This is a genomic window from Paraburkholderia xenovorans, from assembly GCF_046030735.1.
GTDB classification, from domain to species: Bacteria; Pseudomonadota; Gammaproteobacteria; order Burkholderiales; family Burkholderiaceae; genus Paraburkholderia; species Paraburkholderia xenovorans_A.
In genome coordinates, this window is the sequence record NZ_JAQQBV010000029.1 from 78452 (window position 1) to 94838 (window position 16387).

Genomic DNA, 16387 nt, shown 5'->3' on the forward strand with positions numbered 1-16387 from the left:
CGCTCAATAGCTCATGGTGGCGACGATTTCCGCTGAGCGTGCCGGCCCGAGCAGCCACTCGCTGGGCGTTTCGGAGGTCACGGCATAGACGCGGTTCGTCAGGTTACGCAGGTAGAGCGCGAGATTCACGTGTCGCGCGACCTGCCATTGTGCCGACGCATCGAACACCGTGTACGACGGGATCGGCGCGGTGTTCGCATTATCGCCGTAGCGGCGTCCGACGTAGCGCACGCCGGAGCCGACCACGATGCTCGCGTTCGGTGAATAGGTCAGCCACAGGTTCGCGGTCTGCTGCGGGATGTTGCTCGGCACGTTGCCGTCGCGGGACACCGCTACGCCGTTCTCGGTTTCGTCGAAGTTGTCGAAGCGCGCGCGCAGCAGTGCCGCGTTTGCTTCGATCGAGAAGCCGTAGCCGAGCCGCAACGTGCCCGACCATTCGATCCCGCGCGACGACTGCTGGCCCACCTGTTCCTGCACGGCGGGATTGAGCGGGTCGGGCGTCAACAGATTCTTCTTCACGATCTGGTACACCGCGAGCGTCCAGAAGCCGCGGCCGCCGGGCAGTTCCTGCTTCAGGCCGGCTTCGAGCTGTTGCCCGGTCGCGAGGCTGAAGGCCGTCTGCGCCTGCGACAGCGAGATCACCGAGCCCACGCTGTCCGCGCCGCGCGTGTACTGGCCGTACACCGACATCGACGGACTCAACTGATACACGAGACCCAGCCGCCAGCCGACGTTCGACAGCGTCTCGCCGAACGTCACGCTGGTGGCGAGCTGGTCGCGCGAGAAATTGATGTGGTCGTAGCGGATGCCGCCCACCGCCGACAGCCGCGAGGTCAGATCGAAGCGGTCTTCGGCGAATAGCGCAACCTGGCGCGTGCGGGTGTGGAACTCGGGCGCGGTCGGATCTGGGCTATCGAATACGCCCGGATTGAAGTTGTCCGCGTTGACCACCGACGAGCCGTCGAACGGCGTATTGCTGTCGCGACGGAACGTGATCTGATTGGCTTCGGTGCCGACCACCAGCCGGTTCGCATGACCCCACGCGCTGCCGTCGATGGCGGCGTCGAGCCGGTTGCCGATCTGCCGCTCGTGATGAATGATCTCGATGTAATCGCTGCGCGTCACGTCGCGCGTCGACGGATCGAGCGAATACGTTTCGCTGTCGCGATAGTGGCGATTGGTCGTCAGGTAGTAGAGCTGATCGTGGATCGTGATGCCGCTGGTGGCGCGATAGACGGTGGACAGACGTGTCGACTGGTCGAGATATTCGATCAGCGGATTGCCGACGTTGTAATTCCTGTAGCGCAACGACGGATCGAGCGAACCGTTGCTCAACGGCGTGCCGAGGTAAGTGGCCGGCAACTGGCGGCCGTAATCGTAATCGAGCGTGAACGACAGGCGCGGCGAGACGTCGAGCTTCAGCGCGCCGCCTAGCGCCGTGGTGTGCGAGTAGCCGCGATCGACCCAGCCGTTGCTGCGGTTGTCGCTGATATAGAAACGGTAGGACAGCATCGGGCCGAGCGCGCCGGTCGTATCGAACGCGACGCGCTTCTGGCCTTCAGTGCCTACGCCGAGTTGCAGCGTGGTCGCGTAGTCGCGTTGCGGGCGCTTCGGCACGACGTTCACCACGCCGCCGATCGCGCCTTCGCCGTACAGCACCGAAGCGGGGCCGCGCAGTACGTCGATGCGTTCGACCGACCACGTGTCGAACGGGAACGTCATCGTGCCCGCGCCGGGGTAGAGACGCGTGCCGTCGTAGAGCGTCATCACGGATTCCTGGCCGCTGAAGCCGCGCACGGTGAGCGCGGTGCCGCCGTTGCCCGGCGCGCCGTCGCTCGTGAAGCCGGTGGCGCGCGTCACCGCATCCGTCACGCTCCGATCGCCGCGCGCGGCGATCTGCTTCGCGGTCACGGTCTCGACGCTCGCGGGCGTGTCGAGGCCCGACAGACCGAGGCGCGAACCGGCGCCCGTCGGCGTGGACAGCGGCGCGGTGTCGAGCGTGTTCGTCGCGTTGACGGCGACGGCGGGCAGCACGGCGTCGTCCGCGAAAGCCGGTGCTACGCCGACGAGGCAAAGCGTGGCGAGCGCCGCGTGTTTCGGTCGATGCCAGCCGTTAGGCCGCTGTTTGAGCGGCGTGAATTTTCGAATTGATCCCATTCCCGTTCTCGATGGCTTCTGAAGGAAGTCACCTTTTCCCTGTTGTTTTATGAGGTTTTTATGCAGACGTGCGGTTGCCTCGGCGAAAAGCGCCGATAGGTTGAGGCGTTGCAGTGCGGGGTCAGCGGCGCGTGAGCGGCCGGTGAAAGAGGCAGGATCGGACGGGAAGTCGCGAATTACGTGTAGCGGTGGTCATGCTGGATTCTCCTGGGGTCTCGCGCCCCAAAGCAAATGATGGGAACGCAACGTTCAGGTCTGACTTCCGGTCGGCGAAGGACCGGTCACAGTGGCGCGACCGCGCTGGAATTGCACCAGCTTCCGAATGTTGCGAGCGCGCATTTTACGTCCGAAATCGGCTGTAAGGGGGCTCGTTGATATGATCGTAGCGCGATGGCAAACAGAGCGACCGGTCTTGGCTCGCTTTTAAAGCGCCGCTGGTATGGACGCGAAATAATCGCGGTGTTTTTTTATCTCGTCGTTCCGGTGCTGGCCTGTTACCGGTCGAGACCGTGGAGGCCTGCTTCGGATGCAAGCATGAGGCGGTCTCCGTTTCGGCTAGGAATCCGATGAATCAACGGGTGCCTTAGCGGCCTCGGCAGTCTCTGCAGCAGGCCCAGTTTCGCCGAATGCATCACGAGCTTGTCCAGTCGTACGGCGGCCTGATTCGATGTGATCTCTCATCAACATCGCCGCGGCGATCAGATTGCCCGCGTCGATCGCATCGAGAATCGCGAGATGCTCGACGGCGTCCTGGCGCCGCGGTTCGCGCGCGCGCTCCTGTCGATAGTCGACAAGACGTCGCATCCGGTGAATCCGGCGGACAGCCTGGGCAACGAACCGGTTTGCCGACCACTTCGCGACTGTTTCGTGAAAATCGCTGTTGGCGTCGAATAACTCGATGGGACTCATCGACAGATAGCCGCCGTCGACGATGCGTTGCTGATGCTTTCGAAGGCGGGCCAGTTCCGCAGCGTCGAATTTGAACTGGGGTGCCAGCAAGCCGGTCGGTTCGACTGCTTCGCGGAAGACATAGCTTTCTTCGTACGCTTGCAACGAATCGATCATGGGCAGGAATTGCCATGCACGACCCACCGTGCGCTCTATCCAGCCCTCTTCCTGCATGGTTGAGAAGACACGCAGGATCGCTGTTCGCGGTGCATCGTAACGGCGAATCAATTCGGCCTCGGTGACGATTTCCGGCAGCAGATGCGCTAATCGATCGCGGGCTATCTGCAAATAAAGCGTGTCGCTTGTTGCAACGAACAACTCTGGCGCGACGTCCTCGATTTCATGGGCCGGCCGCGCCATCGAATATCCGCGATTGGCGTCGTACCTGACGATGCCCCGTTCCTGCAGATGGCGAAGTGCGGCATTGACCGGAGAGCGGGACGTGCCGATCTGGGTTGCCAGCGCGGATTCCACCAACCGGTCGCCGGTAGCAAGGTTCTCCTTTCGTGTGATCGCAACGATCTCACGTGCCACGCGTTGCTGCATGGAAGTCAGTGATGTAGCGGGTAGCTCGGTCATGTTATTGCCAAATGCCGTTAGGAACAGGAGGCCGCGCGCATGTCGCCGGCTCGACCCGTGATTCTATGCCTGAGAGGTTTGATACGGCCGTTCCGCCGGTTCATCCAATGCGCGGGGACATCCTGCGTCCATATGCAGTGCATTCGCCCGTTCCAAGTTTTGTGAACACCAAAATATTGTACTTTATAAGCACAAAAATCAATATAGATCGACTGCCGGAAGATGCTCCAGGAAAGAAGGCAGGTAGCAGTCTCTGCAAGAGTAAACCCTATATTTATTGAATAAGTTATTGATTGTATGAAAATTAGTTTGGTTGGATTTAATGAAATTCCCGTGGGTCGGTTTTTTGAGCGCTTGACAATCGACTTTTCAAAAGTCAATCTGAACCCTGGGTTCGGGATACAGTTTGGTATCCTCGATGTAGCCTCACCAGTTTGGCTGTCCAAGGGTCTAAAAAATGTTTCACATCACTGATGAACTGATCGACCAATGCGTAACGGCAGAGGACGCGCAGACGATATTGCTGGATGCGTTCCAGGCATTCGGTCGCGGAGATGCCGCTATGCAGACCCGGATGCGCACCGCAGCCTCGGGCATCAAGCTATCGACGTTGGGGGCTGTGATCCCGACTCAAGACGTGGCCGGCGCGAAGGTCTACACCACGGTCGACGGTCAGTTTTCGTTTGTCATCGTTCTGTTTTCGGCCGCCGATGGCCGCCCGCTGGCAACACTGCAGGCCGGGGCGATCACGCGGTTGAGAACCGCGGCCTGTTCCGTACTTGCCGCCAAACGGTACGCGTCACCCAGGGCATCGGCACTGGCGCTCTTCGGCGCTGGAACACAGGGACGTCAGCATGCCATCCAGTTCTGCAAGGCGTTTCCGATCAAGGAGATCCTGATGCACGATCCGTTTGCTTCGCCTGAAAGCGCCCAGTTGCTATCGAAAGAATGTGGAGCTCGGGTGCAGGTCGTTCCCCCTCAGGAGGCAATCGAACAGGCCGATATCGTCGTGACGGCATCCCGATCGCCAACACCTCTTTTTTCAGGCGAATGGCTCAGGCCAAAGGCCTTTGTCGCGGCAATCGGATCCAGCCTTCCCGATACCCGCGAACTCGACGATATCGCACTGCTACGAGCGGCACGCGTCGTGGTCGAGTGGAAGCCGCAGTCCATGATCGAAGCTGGCGATATCGTGCTCGCTTCTCCTGAAGCGCTTCCCGCGGACAAGGTAATCGAGCTTTCTCAGGCGCTCCTTACCGACACGGAAGGAGATCGGAACGACGGAATCGTCATTTACAAGTCGGTCGGCGTAGGTCTGGAAGATATCGCGCTCGCGGGACTTGCCTATCGGCGAATCGCGAACGATCGGGCTCGCCGGCAGAACAGTTGAAACGGACCCTACACCACAAGACGCGCTGGATGTGCTTGCGATATAAGCCCACCGGATCGGCTATCAAGGACGCATGAGCTCGAATAACCGGACGTCGAAGTATGGAATGCTTCCATTCGCCCAGGCCTTGCTGCCGCCAATCTCGTGGCGACATGGGCACGGCCGCATCGTCTGGACGGCTCAGCACATGCAGCGAATCGGTCGCGTCATAAACCGGTTCGCTGCGCAACGACACAGTAGTACCTCAAAACATAAGCGAACATCGCGGAGACAATCATGAAGCGCCATCGTCTTTCGACATACATTCTGTTAGGGCTTGTCCTCGGTGTGATAGTGGGATATTTCGTCAACGTGAATGTCCCTTCCGGTCCTCAGAACAAGGAGATTGCCGAGGGTTTCAACATCGTAGCCGACGCCTTTCTTCGTCTGATCAAGATGGTTATCGCCCCGCTGGTTTTTAGCGGCATCGTCACGGGCATGGCTAACAGCGACGGTCCGAAGGAGCTTGGGCGCATAGGTGGTAAAGCGATGGCATGGTTCTTCATCGCGTCTGTCATGTCGCTCGGTTTGGGGATGGCGCTGTCGAATCTTTATGGTCTCGGCGTTGGCGTCCATATGCCGCAATCGTCGGCGGGTGCGGTCGAATTCAACAACGCTGCCTTCAGTCTGAAGACGATGGTGGCGAAAATCGTGCCGCAAAGCGTAGTGCTTGCAATGGCGCAAAACGAGATCATGGCGATCCTGCTCTTTGCCGTTTTCTTCGGATTTGGACTTTCTGCCGTCTGCAAACAGAACCAATCGAACGCCCTTACTCAGGCGTTGGACGACGTCTTTCATGTGATGCTCAAGATTGCGCGCTACGTCATGTATGCCGCGCCTGTCGGCGTATTCGCCGCAGTGGCCGCAGCGATCAGTCAACACGGTATCGGCGTGCTGCTTGTCTATGGCAGGTTTGTCGGCGGTGTTTACAGTGGCTTTTTCCTGTTGTGCTGCACGGTCGTTCTTGCGGGATACGTTTTTCTTGGCAAGCGCGTTTTCCAGCTGATCGCTTCGCTTCGGGAGCCTCTGCTCGTGGGCTTCTCGACGGCCAGCAGCGAAGCAGCCCTGCCAAAGATGCTCGAACGACTGACGAATTTCGGTGTTCCGAGAAAGGTCAGCACGTTCGTCCTGCCGCTAGCGTACTCGTTCAATCTGGATGGGGCGATGATGTATCAGGCCTTCGCCACGATCTTCCTCGTGCAGGCCTATCACCTTGACGTCAGTTTGGGTCAGCAATTGGGCATGCTGATGGTGATGCTGATCGCGAGCAAAGGAAGCGCCGGCGTGCCGCGCGGTTCATTGGTTATCCTGACGGCGATGCTTCCCACCTTCGGCATTCCTGTCGAGGGAGTGGTTCTCCTGCTCGCAGTCGATGTATTCGTCGATATGGGACGTACGGTGACCAATCTGATCGGCAACGGCGTTGCAACGGCCGCTTTGGCGCACTGGGAAGGAAAACGCTCGCAAGCGGGAATGACCGAGGGCCTCGCGGCGCCGGCTGGCGTCGATATCGCCCAGCCCGCGCTTGAGCACGGCACCCCGAACGGTGCGGTAATCAACGAAGGGTCCGTGGGTTGAGCACGTGGCGATTCCAATCTCGCACATCGAAGTGCCTGGTCCGCGCGACCGGTCGGCCGGGCTATATCACGGTCTCTTTGAACACTCAGTAATCTGGTTTTGACCGGGATAGAGCAGTCCCGCCAATAAGATCGTCTACGCGTCGTCGGGCATTCGTGCGCGGAGGGGCGTTGCGATGTCGCGACCATCGCGGAGGTTGTGTGAAAAATCTTCTTGTCTCAACTTTAATTTTCGCGTTGTTTGCAAGCTCGAGTCATGCTTGCACGACGATCATCGTGGGAAAGGCTGCCAGCGCTGATGGCTCGATCATCGTCGGGAGGAACGTGGATGCGCCCAATGCGGCTGACTGGGCCTCCAACTTTGTATATCACCCTCCGGGAGAGGGCGGATACGTCGTCCAAAGCGTGCTCGAGAACCAGTTTTCCTATCAGATGCCTTTGCATGTACTCGGATACAGCGGTTTCCCGCAACCCAATACCGGCGATCTTAGCTTTGAAGAGGCAGGGTTCAATGATGCGGGGGTAGGTATTTCCGCGACGGAGACGATCTTCAGTAACGCGAGGACCCTCGCGGTGGATCCGTATAACAAGAAGACTGGGGTGGTCGAGGAAATCATTCCCAGTGTCGTTCTACCGCAGATCAGGTCGGCACGAGAGGGCGTGAAGCTTTTGGGGAAGCTCATTGAAACCTATGGCTCCGGCGAAGGTTTCGGCGTGGCATTTGTCGACAAAGACGAGGCGTGGTATCTCGAGAATGCGGGCGGCCACCAATGGCTCGCGGCTCGAATTCCAGACAACGCTTATTTTGTTTCGGCAAACCAGTCCCGACTCGGCGAAGCGGACTTGAGCGATAGCGATCACTTCCTGTCCTCGCCCAATCTCGTGCGGTTCGCAGAAGAGAATGGGCTGTTTGATCCGCAATCATCGTCAAGTTTCAGTTTTAGAAAAGTGTTTGGAAAGGATGAGGCGGGCGATGCCGACTACAACTACTCAAGGGTAGGCTATCTCCAGGGCAAGTACACGTCCGGGCTTTCGAATAAAAAATATGAATCCAACAGTTTTCCCACGTTCGTAAAGCCGGATAGAAAAATTTCGATCGCCGACGTCCGCGACAGCCTGCGTTCTTACAATGCGGGAACGGAAAACGATCCATATTCTGGAAAAAACTCCAATGTCCAGGTCCGGCCTATCTCCGTATACCGGGCTTATCAGTCACATATCATGCAGGTGAGATCCCATTTCCCTGAACAGATTGCCAACGTTCAGTATCTGGATCTTGGAATGACTGCCTTGGGAATATATGTGCCGTTCTATCAGGGCGCTACGATTCCGGATAGTTATCGCCATGCATCGATTGCGATCGATAGTAATTCCGCAGCATGGAAATATCGAAAAGTTCAATTGCTTGCCATGCAGGATTTTCAGCGATACGAGCCCATGGTGAGATCGACCTACGATCGGTTGGAGCAAGAAATTCTCGTGAGACAAAGAAAATTTGAAGAAGACTACAAGGTGATGGTCGGAAACAACCCGCGACAGGCGCAAGCGCTATTGGACGAATTTACGAGGCAGAACGTCAACGATGCGTTTGCGGCGTCCAGCGAGCTGGAGAAAAAAATCATGAACGATATGTCGATTCAGGTGTACAGGAAGTACCGATTCCGGGGCGCCTGAGGAAGGCGGCCTATTCACATCTGACAAGGTCCGCGACCAGGAGGTCTGGCGGTCGCGACGTCCAAATGTGACCGAACCCGCCGGTCGCTGAAGTCTCCGGCACGCATGGTCTGCAATCGGCCGAAAAAATTCTTGACAACATCTTCCACGACGCCCAATATGGAATCCTGTATCCCGAATTCGAGATTCGCGTAGCGTGTCTATCGACGTGGTTCGGGATGTCGGCGCACGTAAGTTCATTTCTCATGCGCTCAGGAAAAGCGGGAATAGCAGACTTTGCGACCGGCAAATTGTGGCTGGCGCCAGTTCGTCATTAAATGACTGCGAACCGTCGGTGGCAGTGAAATCGGTGCTAAATATCAGCGCCAGATATAAATGGAGACAGTAGTGAGACGGCATCGGTTATCACATTTCATCCTGATCGCTTTGGTACTCGGCATACTGGTCGGCACCATCGCGCATTCGGCGTTGCCAGCTGGCCCGGAAAATGAAGAGGTAGCAGGTTATCTCGGCGTGTTGGCTGAGATTTTCTTACGTCTTATAAAAATGATCATCGCGCCGCTAGTATTTGCCGGGATCGTAAGCGGCATGGTCAGTAGTGATAGTCCCGCGGAAGTGGGACGAATAGGCGCCAGATCGCTGATCTGGTTTCTGGCGGCATCGATTTTTTCGCTGGTGCTCGGGCTCGTCCTGGCAAATCTGTATGGAATTGGCAATTCGGTGCTTATTCCCCGGAGTTCCGGGGGCGCCGAAATCAATACGGCGGCATTCAGTCTCAAGAATCTGATTACCCATATTGTTCCGCAAAGCGCGGTTCTCGCGATGTCGCAAAATGACATCATTGCGATTCTGGTATTCGCGTTGTTTTTTGGCTTTGCATTGTCGGCGATCTGTAAAACCGAACCGATGGCAATGACGCTGGCGCAGGCTCTCGAGGGGGTCTTTAAAGTCATGCTCAGGGTCACGCGTTACGTCATGTATTTCGCTCCGGTCGGTGTTTTTGCCGCAGTCGCTTCGGCCGTCACCCTCCAGGGAATCGGCGTCCTGACTATCTACGGCAAGTTCATCGGTGGGGTCTACAGCGGCCTGATCCTGCTTTCGGTTTTTCTGGTTGCGGCGGGGTTTGCCGCATTGGGCCGGCCGGTATTCCGTCTGCTTGGCCTCATTCGTGAACCGATGCTGGTGGGCTTCTCGACTTCGAGCAGCGAGGCAGCATTCCCGAAAATGATCGAGCAACTGGAGAAGTTTGGCGTTCCCGGCAAAGTGAGCACCTTCGTGCTGCCGCTCGCGTATTCCTTCAATGCGGACGGCTTGATGATGTACCAGGCCTTCGCGACGGTGTTTTTGCTGCAGGCCTATCACATCCACGTCTCGTTCATGCAGCAACTGGGAATGTTGTTCGTGATGCTGATCGCAAGCAAGGGCGCTGCCGGTGTTCCACGAGCATCGCTGGTTGTCGTCGCCGCGACACTTCCGACCTTTGGCATTCCGATTGAAGGCGTGGCTTTTCTGCTCGCCGCCGATACCTTCATCGATATGGGCAGAACCGTCGTCAATCTTGTTGGTAACGGTATTGCCGCGGCAGTCGTTTCAAAGTGGGAAATGAAGCGTGCGCGTGCCGACTCGAAACCCGCGGCAAGAGATGCGCTCGGTATTGCGGCAACCGCGATACCTCAGCGCGACGGAAATGGCAGTCATTTGTAAACTGAAAAAACCGGATGACATGAATGAAAAGCATCCGGTCGAAATGAAAGGCGACATAGTCATGAACGGTCTTCGTCAGATACGAGCTGCTTACGTTCGTGGTGGAACGAGTCGGGCGCTTCTCTTCCGCAAGCAGGATTTGCCTCGCGACCAGGATGAATGGGGTGCCATCTTCGCCAGCGCGCTAGGCAGTCCCGATCAGTCAGGACGCCAGTTGGACGGTCTGGGCGGGGGGATTTCCTCGCTGTCGAAAGTGGCCGTGGTTTCGCCGTCGCATCACGACGGATGTGATGTCGACTATCACTTCTTTCAGGTCGAGCCGCAGAGCGGTCGAGTTCAGACTTTGGCGAATTGCGGGAACATATCGTCGGCTGTCGGCCCGTTCGCGTTAGCCAACGGTTGGGCCAGATCCGGTTCACCGACCTCGGTGGCGATTTATAACGTCAATTCAGGCAAACGGATCGTTTCGACATTTGCATCCTTTCCGTCCGAAGAAGACTTCATTGCTATTGACGGTGTGCCGGGTAAGGCTCCTGCTATCAGTCTGTCGTTCGTCGAACCGGGCGGGTCCGTGGTCGGATCTCTGTTCCCCACGGGGAGGCGCCGCGACGTTATCGATACTTATGAGTACGGGCCGCTAGCGCTCACGCTGATCGATGCGACCGTACCAACCGTCATCGTCGAGGCATCCAGTCTCGGACTATCCGGTGACGAAGCGCCCAACGTGCTCGCGGCACGAATCGATCTCGAACCGCTGCGAATCGAGTGTGGGCTGCGCATGCAGCTCACGCGTAACCGGGCCGAGCTGCAAACGGATCTCGCGAATATTCCCGACATCGTGATGATCAGTCCGGCGCGCGAAAGCGGAATCCAGGCGCGATTTTATTCGAGCGGAGGAATGCATCGCGCGGCACCGGTCACATCGAGTATCGCGCTTGCCTGTGCGTGCCACATAGACGGCACCGTAGCGCATGGACTGGTTGCGGAGCAGCAACGACCGGACGACGGCTGGTGGCGCATACACCACCCGGCAGGAGAGATGGCCGTGCATGTCGCGGGAGATGGCGCGACGGCAGACATCGACGCCGCCACCGTATTCCGGACGTCAAGGCTCCTGATGGAGGGGAATATAATCCTTCCGGTCAATTTCTGAGTCTTCTATCCATGAATACTACTTTGGACGTACCGGCCGCGCTCAGCAAGAGTGCGCACATGTTCGATCAGGTGCATGACCATCTGTGGGAGTTGATCATCAAGGGTGATATCAAGCCCGGTGATCGCCTGAAAGATACGGAGTGGGCCGGAAAGTTGGGGTTGAGTCGCACTCCCGTGCGGGAAGCAATGCGCAAGTTGCAACAGGAGGGAGTCCTCCTGCCGCTTTCCGCCGGCGGCTACCAGGTGAAATCCGTCAGCAACAAGGATCTGGAGGAGCTCTACACCTGTCGTGCGGCACTTGAAAAGTTAGCGACTATGGAAGCCTCCCGGCGCATCGACAAACAGCAGTGTCAGGCGCTCATGCAGACCGTCGAACTTGCCGACAAGGCGATTCTGAAAAAGCAGTTCGACACGGCGTTCAGACTCAACAGCGATTTCCATAAAGCGGTCTTCGAAATCGCCGACAACAGTCATCTGGCTTTTCTGCTCGAATCGATCAGCAAGCTGGTGCTTTTTTATCGGTCTGCGCTACTCAACAGGGTGAAGTCCACGCCGGAATTGGCTGAAGCTTATATCGCCAGATTGACCGCCAAGCAGGAAGCCCATCGTGCCATCGTGCGGGCTATGGCGAGCGGAGAGCACGACGAGGCTGGCGAACTCATGCATGCGCATGTTCTGGCCAGTATTAAGGAATTGGCAACTTAAACAAGACGCAATCACGGAGCAAACTGTGGCTGAAGAACGTATCAAAGTGTGGGGACGATTGAATTCCGCAAACGTACAGAAGGTACTCTGGTGCCTTGCTGATCTCGGACTCCGCTTTGAGTTCTCGCCCACAGGTGGTGAACATGGTGGCGTTGACAGTCAGGCTTTTCGAAAGCTGAATCCGAATGGATTAGTGCCTGTTATCGAAGATAACGATATCGTTCTTTGGGAATCCAACGTAATCGTCCGCTATCTTTTCAGGCGCTATGCGCCTCGAACCGCGTACCACGAAGATCCGGTTCGACAGGCGCTCGATGAGCGGTGGTCCGATTGGTATGGCACGGAGCTCGGTGTGCATATGACTGCATTGTGGGGCTTCGTGAAGCGTGGCCGCCCACTGCCGGCAGAGGCATTTGAGCGCCATCGTTCACGCGCTATGGCGCTTTGGGGCATCCTTGATCAGGCTCTGGATGGTGTCCAGTCGATAGGCGGGACCGAACTTTCTACAAGCGACTACGTCCTTGGACCCGCTTTGCATCGATGGATCAATTTGGATATTCCTCGGGACGCGACGCCACGACTTTCGAAGTGGTACTCGACGTTGTGCGAGCGACCCGCATACCGGCAGTACGTTGTTAACGCACCTTATTAGGCGAAAGATGATTACCCTCGACAGATTCGATAGCACGGAGAAACTCAGCAAAGCGGTCGCGGCAGGCTCGCTCGTTTTCGTATCGGGACAGGTTCCCGATAATGCGGAAGCAAGCGCCTACGATCAAACGCGAGAGGCCATGGACAAGGTGGAAAAATACCTGGTTAAAGGCGGTTCTGCCAGGTCGGAAATGATCTTTGCGATCCTCTTTGTTAAAGACCTTGCCAACCTGGAAGAGATCAATCGGGCGTGGAGCGGCTGGCTGCCGGAAGGTTGTGCGCCCGCGAGAGCTTGCGTGGAGGCAACGCCCGCGTCCTCCCAGTACGCTCTTCAAGTCTGTGCCGTTGGTCAGCGAATTCACAAGGTCTGATCATGCCAACCCCGAAACCTTACTCCGATGCTGTTTCCCGAGACGGGTGGATTTACCTGTCCGGCAAGACGGGTGCCGTATCGGACGGTACGCTACCGGAAGACTTCGCGCTGCAGTCTGTGCAGGCGATGCTGAATGTCCGGGACGCTTTGCTAGCCGCGAAGGCGTCGCTCTCCGATGTGGTTAAAGTCACGGTTTTTTTGACCAGCATGGACGACTACAGCGAGTTTAACGAGATTTACGTGCAGTTCTTTCCGGAGACGAAACCGGCACGTTCCTGTGTCGCGGTTTCCGGACTACCTCGCGGCGCAAAAGTGGAAGTTGAAGCAGTGGCTTTCATCGATGGACCTGCTGGCCGCGAATCGGTCAATTGAGACAAAGAAGTTCTATAGGAACATCGCTTCTTCTGCAAGCGACGAAGGGACGAGGCGCGAGATCTAGTCTTGCGCCCGCATATTTACTTCCACCATCAAGAACGTGAATTCAATTTCTCAGCGTGGCCCTTCGGTCTTCCGCACGGCGCGGCTGGTTTTTCAGTGTGCAGCCATTATTGGCGTAATGGCGGGTCCCATTGAGGCAATGGCTCAGCCGAATATTTCAGGTCCATCCTGGTTCCTTGTCGACGGCGAATCCGGGCAGGTGCTGGCGGAACACAATGCAGACACACCGCGCCAGCCTGCTTCGTTGACAAAGCTGATGACCGCATATCTTGTCCTGGGTGCTTTAAAGCAGGGCACGTTGCGATGGGACGAGCAGGTCACAGTATCGGCGGAAGACGTCAGGCAGGTGGGCAAGGATGAATCGCGAATGTATCTGGTACCCGGTCAGAAAGCCTACGTACGCGATCTCGTTCGCGGTCTCATCGTGGCATCCGCTAACGATGCCGCACTGGTGCTCGCGCACAGAGTGGGCGGGAGTATTTCGGAATTCGAAGTGTCAATGAACGACATGGCACGACACCTCGGCATGACGGAAAGCCACTTTGCCACGCCGTCCGGGGTGACCACGCCCGGAAACTATTCGACAGCACACGACCTTGCCACGCTTTCAATCCGTTTAACCGCCGATTTTCCCGAGTACTATCAATTTTCATCCCAGCAGCATTTTTCATACGGCAGCTTCAGCAAGAGAAATAAAAATTGGCTTCTCTCTTCTGATCCGTCTGTGGACGGTCTTAAGACCGGACGCACACAAGCCGCGGGCTGGTGTATCGTTGCAACCGCCAGGCGCAATCAAGCGGATCCTTCGCTAGAGCGAAGAGTATTTGCGGTTGTGATGGATTCGCCGAGCTCCGCTCAAAGAATTGCTGATGCGCATCGTTTGATTGAATACGCGTACGGTTCTTTCAAGGATTTTCCGTCAAAATTGGGGCACGGTATCGTCACTCGACCTTCTGGTCAGATTGCTCAAGAGTGACGCCGCCCATGAGAAGGCGAGTATCGCCATTCGAGACGAGCGGCGGTAACAGGTTTGCGTGATCAGGTGACTGGTGCGGAACCACATCGGCTAGGGCTGCCTATCCGGAAGCCGAATGCGTGCCGCTCCTATCGTGTCGCTGCTCAGGCTTCCTGACTCATCACGTGTTCGCCAACGTCTTCCTGAATAGATTCGAGGTAGCGCTGGGCATCGAGGGCGGCCATACAGCCCGTACCCGCGCTCGTGATCGCCTGGCGGTAGACGTGGTCCTGCACGTCGCCCGCGGCGAACACGCCCGGCACGCTGGTCGCGGTGGCAAAACCGTTCAGGCCGCCACGGGTGACGATGTAGCCGTTTTTCATCTCCAGTTGGTTCGCAAATATTTCCGTATTCGGCTTGTGCCCGATCGCGACGAACACACCTTGCAATCCGAGGTCGGTACTCGCGCCGGTTTGCGTGTGCTTGATGCGTAGACCGGTCACACCCGATTGATCACCTTTCACCTCTTCCAGTGTGTGATTCCATTTGATCTCGACGATGCCTTCTTTTTCTTTCGCCAGCAGCCGGTCAATCAGGATTGGCTCAGCGCGGAATTTGTCCCGGCGGTGAATGACGGTTATCTTCTTCGCGATTGCGCAGAGATAAAGCGCCTCCTCAACGGCCGTGTTGCCTCCACCGATAACGGCGACCTCCTGATCCTTGTAGAAGAACCCGTCGCAGGTGGCGCAGCCCGATACGCCTCGCCCCATGAATGCTTCTTCCGACGGCAACCCAAGATATTGTGCTGAGGCGCCGGTGGCGATAATCAACGAATCGCAGGTGTACTCGCCGGTGTCGCCGGTCAGGCGGATCGGTTTCTCGTCCAGTCTGGCTGTATGGATGTGGTCGAAGATGATTTCAGTGTTGAAGCGCCGGGCATGATCCAGAAAGCGCGCCATCAACTCAGGGCCTTGCACGCCGCGAGCATCCGCAGGCCAGTTTTCGACGTCGGTTGTCGTCGTCAACTGGCCGCCCTGTGTGAGACCCGTGATAAGGACTGGCGAAAGATTCGCGCGTGCTGCATAGACCGCTGCGGTATAGCCGGCAGGGCCGGAGCCTAGAATCAGGACCTTGGCGTGTCTGGTGGAGGATGCTGGCATGATCGAAATCCGTGAAATGCGCCCGGTGCACCCGTGTGAAACCGGGCGACCCTGGCGGAGAGATAAATGAAAACAAAGCCGGTGGACAATGCGTTGTGGCAGAGGATCTGCCTGCTGGTTTGTGTGCTCGTCAAACGCATCGGTGCCTGGCTCGGGTCACGGCGCGCTGATTCAGCAAGTTCTTTCGCCAAGCGCGCCGCAGCCGAAAGATCGCCCGCATCTGCACGGGCGTCAGGGCAATCCTGGGCATGCCCAGGAACTTATTGCCAGAGCGCCTGAGGCATCGGCAATCCATCGAATTTGGTCGGGTCAATCCGACCGTGCGCGTTACTCATTTCGGCGCCCACTACCGAGTCGAGTTGCCGGGCATGTTGAGCCGTGTGCCATGTGTTGCGCTCGATGACCTGCTCGGCATCCTGTTCGCCATAGTAGGTTTCAATGCGGAATGCGCACGTCTTGTCGTGTTGATCCGCCCACCAGGTGTCGAGGCGCTCGATGACACTGTCGGCATAACCGAGTACGTCGGAGACGGTTTTCAGGTGATCGAAGATGGCGTCACTGACGTCGCGCGTGTCTTTGAGGCCATGCTGGACGGCCTGGAGAAACGCATCGGGAATCTGGAAAATGTGATAGGTGAGTTCGCAAAGTGCACGCTGCTGGCGTCCGGGGTATGCCGGTTGCTCGAGGCGCTCTTGCGGGATTTGCGCAATGAGGCCGCGCGCTGTCACGAGTACATATCTCCAGCGCTCCATTAGCTCTGCAACCGGCAGCCTGGTGTGATTCAGAGTCTTGCCGACAAAAGTTGCGATGTCGGCCAACGACTGCGCCATGTTGATTTTTTCGCCTCGAATGATGACCGGCACACTGCGGATGCCGCGTCTT

General features: G+C 57.4%; 14 protein-coding genes and 1 riboswitch. Of the genes, 10 read left to right on the forward strand and 4 right to left on the reverse strand.

The window, feature by feature from the left end; all coding sequences use genetic code 11:
• Positions 1–3: 3 nt before the first annotated feature.
• Together PQQ51_RS25325 and PQQ51_RS25330 are read right to left on the reverse strand one after the other, a co-directional pair.
• Complete coding sequence (locus PQQ51_RS25325) at positions 4–2157, reverse strand: TonB-dependent receptor (protein ID WP_408499613.1); 2154 nt, start codon at positions 2155–2157, stop codon at positions 4–6.
• A gap of 198 nt (positions 2158–2355) precedes the next feature.
• A riboswitch (adenosylcobalamin (AdoCbl) riboswitch) is annotated at positions 2356–2504 on the reverse strand.
• Positions 2505–2712: 208 nt separating this feature from the next.
• Positions 2713–3684 carry a GntR family transcriptional regulator gene (locus PQQ51_RS25330; protein WP_408499614.1) on the reverse strand — a complete coding sequence of 324 codons (972 nt, stop codon included), beginning with the start codon at positions 3682–3684 and terminating at the stop codon, positions 2713–2715.
• Positions 3685–4141: 457 nt separating this feature from the next.
• Here PQQ51_RS25330 and PQQ51_RS25335 point away from each other — a divergent pair, with 457 nt between their 5' ends.
• The 10 genes from PQQ51_RS25335 (at position 4142) to PQQ51_RS25380 (ending at position 14366) form a co-directional block, all read left to right on the forward strand.
• Positions 4142–5074 carry an ornithine cyclodeaminase family protein gene (locus tag PQQ51_RS25335; protein WP_408499615.1) on the forward strand — a complete coding sequence of 311 codons (933 nt, stop codon included), beginning with the start codon at positions 4142–4144 and terminating at the stop codon, positions 5072–5074.
• A gap of 276 nt (positions 5075–5350) precedes the next feature.
• The gene (locus PQQ51_RS25340) at positions 5351–6691 is read left to right on the forward strand and encodes a dicarboxylate/amino acid:cation symporter (RefSeq protein WP_408499616.1); all 1341 of its coding nucleotides are present in this window, start codon (positions 5351–5353) and stop codon (positions 6689–6691) included.
• A 200-nt stretch (positions 6692–6891) separates the two neighbouring features.
• Positions 6892–8364: a C69 family dipeptidase gene (locus tag PQQ51_RS25345; protein ID WP_408499617.1), complete on the forward strand. Its 1473-nt coding sequence runs from the start codon at positions 6892–6894 to the stop codon at positions 8362–8364.
• Between the two features lie 387 nt (positions 8365–8751).
• On the forward strand, positions 8752–10068 hold the full coding sequence (locus tag PQQ51_RS25350; RefSeq protein ID WP_408499618.1) for a dicarboxylate/amino acid:cation symporter: 1317 nt from the start codon (positions 8752–8754) through the stop codon (positions 10066–10068).
• Positions 10052–11221 carry a PrpF domain-containing protein gene (locus tag PQQ51_RS25355; protein WP_408499619.1) on the forward strand — a complete coding sequence of 390 codons (1170 nt, stop codon included), beginning with the start codon at positions 10052–10054 and terminating at the stop codon, positions 11219–11221. Before PQQ51_RS25350 ends, PQQ51_RS25355 begins: the two co-directional genes overlap by 17 nt.
• 11 nt (positions 11222–11232) lie before the next feature.
• Complete coding sequence (locus PQQ51_RS25360) at positions 11233–11928, forward strand: GntR family transcriptional regulator (RefSeq protein ID WP_408499620.1); 696 nt, start codon at positions 11233–11235, stop codon at positions 11926–11928.
• Positions 11929–11953: 25 nt separating this feature from the next.
• Positions 11954–12580, forward strand: a complete 627-nt coding sequence (locus PQQ51_RS25365) for a glutathione S-transferase family protein (protein WP_408499621.1) — start codon at positions 11954–11956, stop codon at positions 12578–12580.
• Positions 12581–12587: 7 nt separating this feature from the next.
• Positions 12588–12950: a Rid family hydrolase gene (locus tag PQQ51_RS25370; protein WP_408499622.1), complete on the forward strand. Its 363-nt coding sequence runs from the start codon at positions 12588–12590 to the stop codon at positions 12948–12950.
• A 2-nt stretch (positions 12951–12952) separates the two neighbouring features.
• Positions 12953–13324, forward strand: a complete 372-nt coding sequence (locus PQQ51_RS25375; RefSeq protein ID WP_408499623.1) for a RidA family protein — start codon at positions 12953–12955, stop codon at positions 13322–13324.
• Positions 13325–13427: 103 nt separating this feature from the next.
• Positions 13428–14366: a D-alanyl-D-alanine carboxypeptidase family protein gene (locus PQQ51_RS25380; RefSeq protein WP_408499624.1), complete on the forward strand. Its 939-nt coding sequence runs from the start codon at positions 13428–13430 to the stop codon at positions 14364–14366.
• A gap of 143 nt (positions 14367–14509) precedes the next feature.
• Here the strand turns inward: PQQ51_RS25380 and trxB are convergent, their stop codons facing one another.
• Positions 14510–15505, reverse strand: coding sequence for a thioredoxin-disulfide reductase (gene trxB, locus PQQ51_RS25385; RefSeq protein WP_408499625.1), 996 nt, complete (start codon positions 15503–15505; stop codon positions 14510–14512).
• 260 nt (positions 15506–15765) lie between these two features.
• A partial coding sequence (locus tag PQQ51_RS25390; RefSeq protein WP_408499626.1) for a DinB family protein occupies positions 15766–16387 on the reverse strand: 622 nt, incomplete at its 5' end.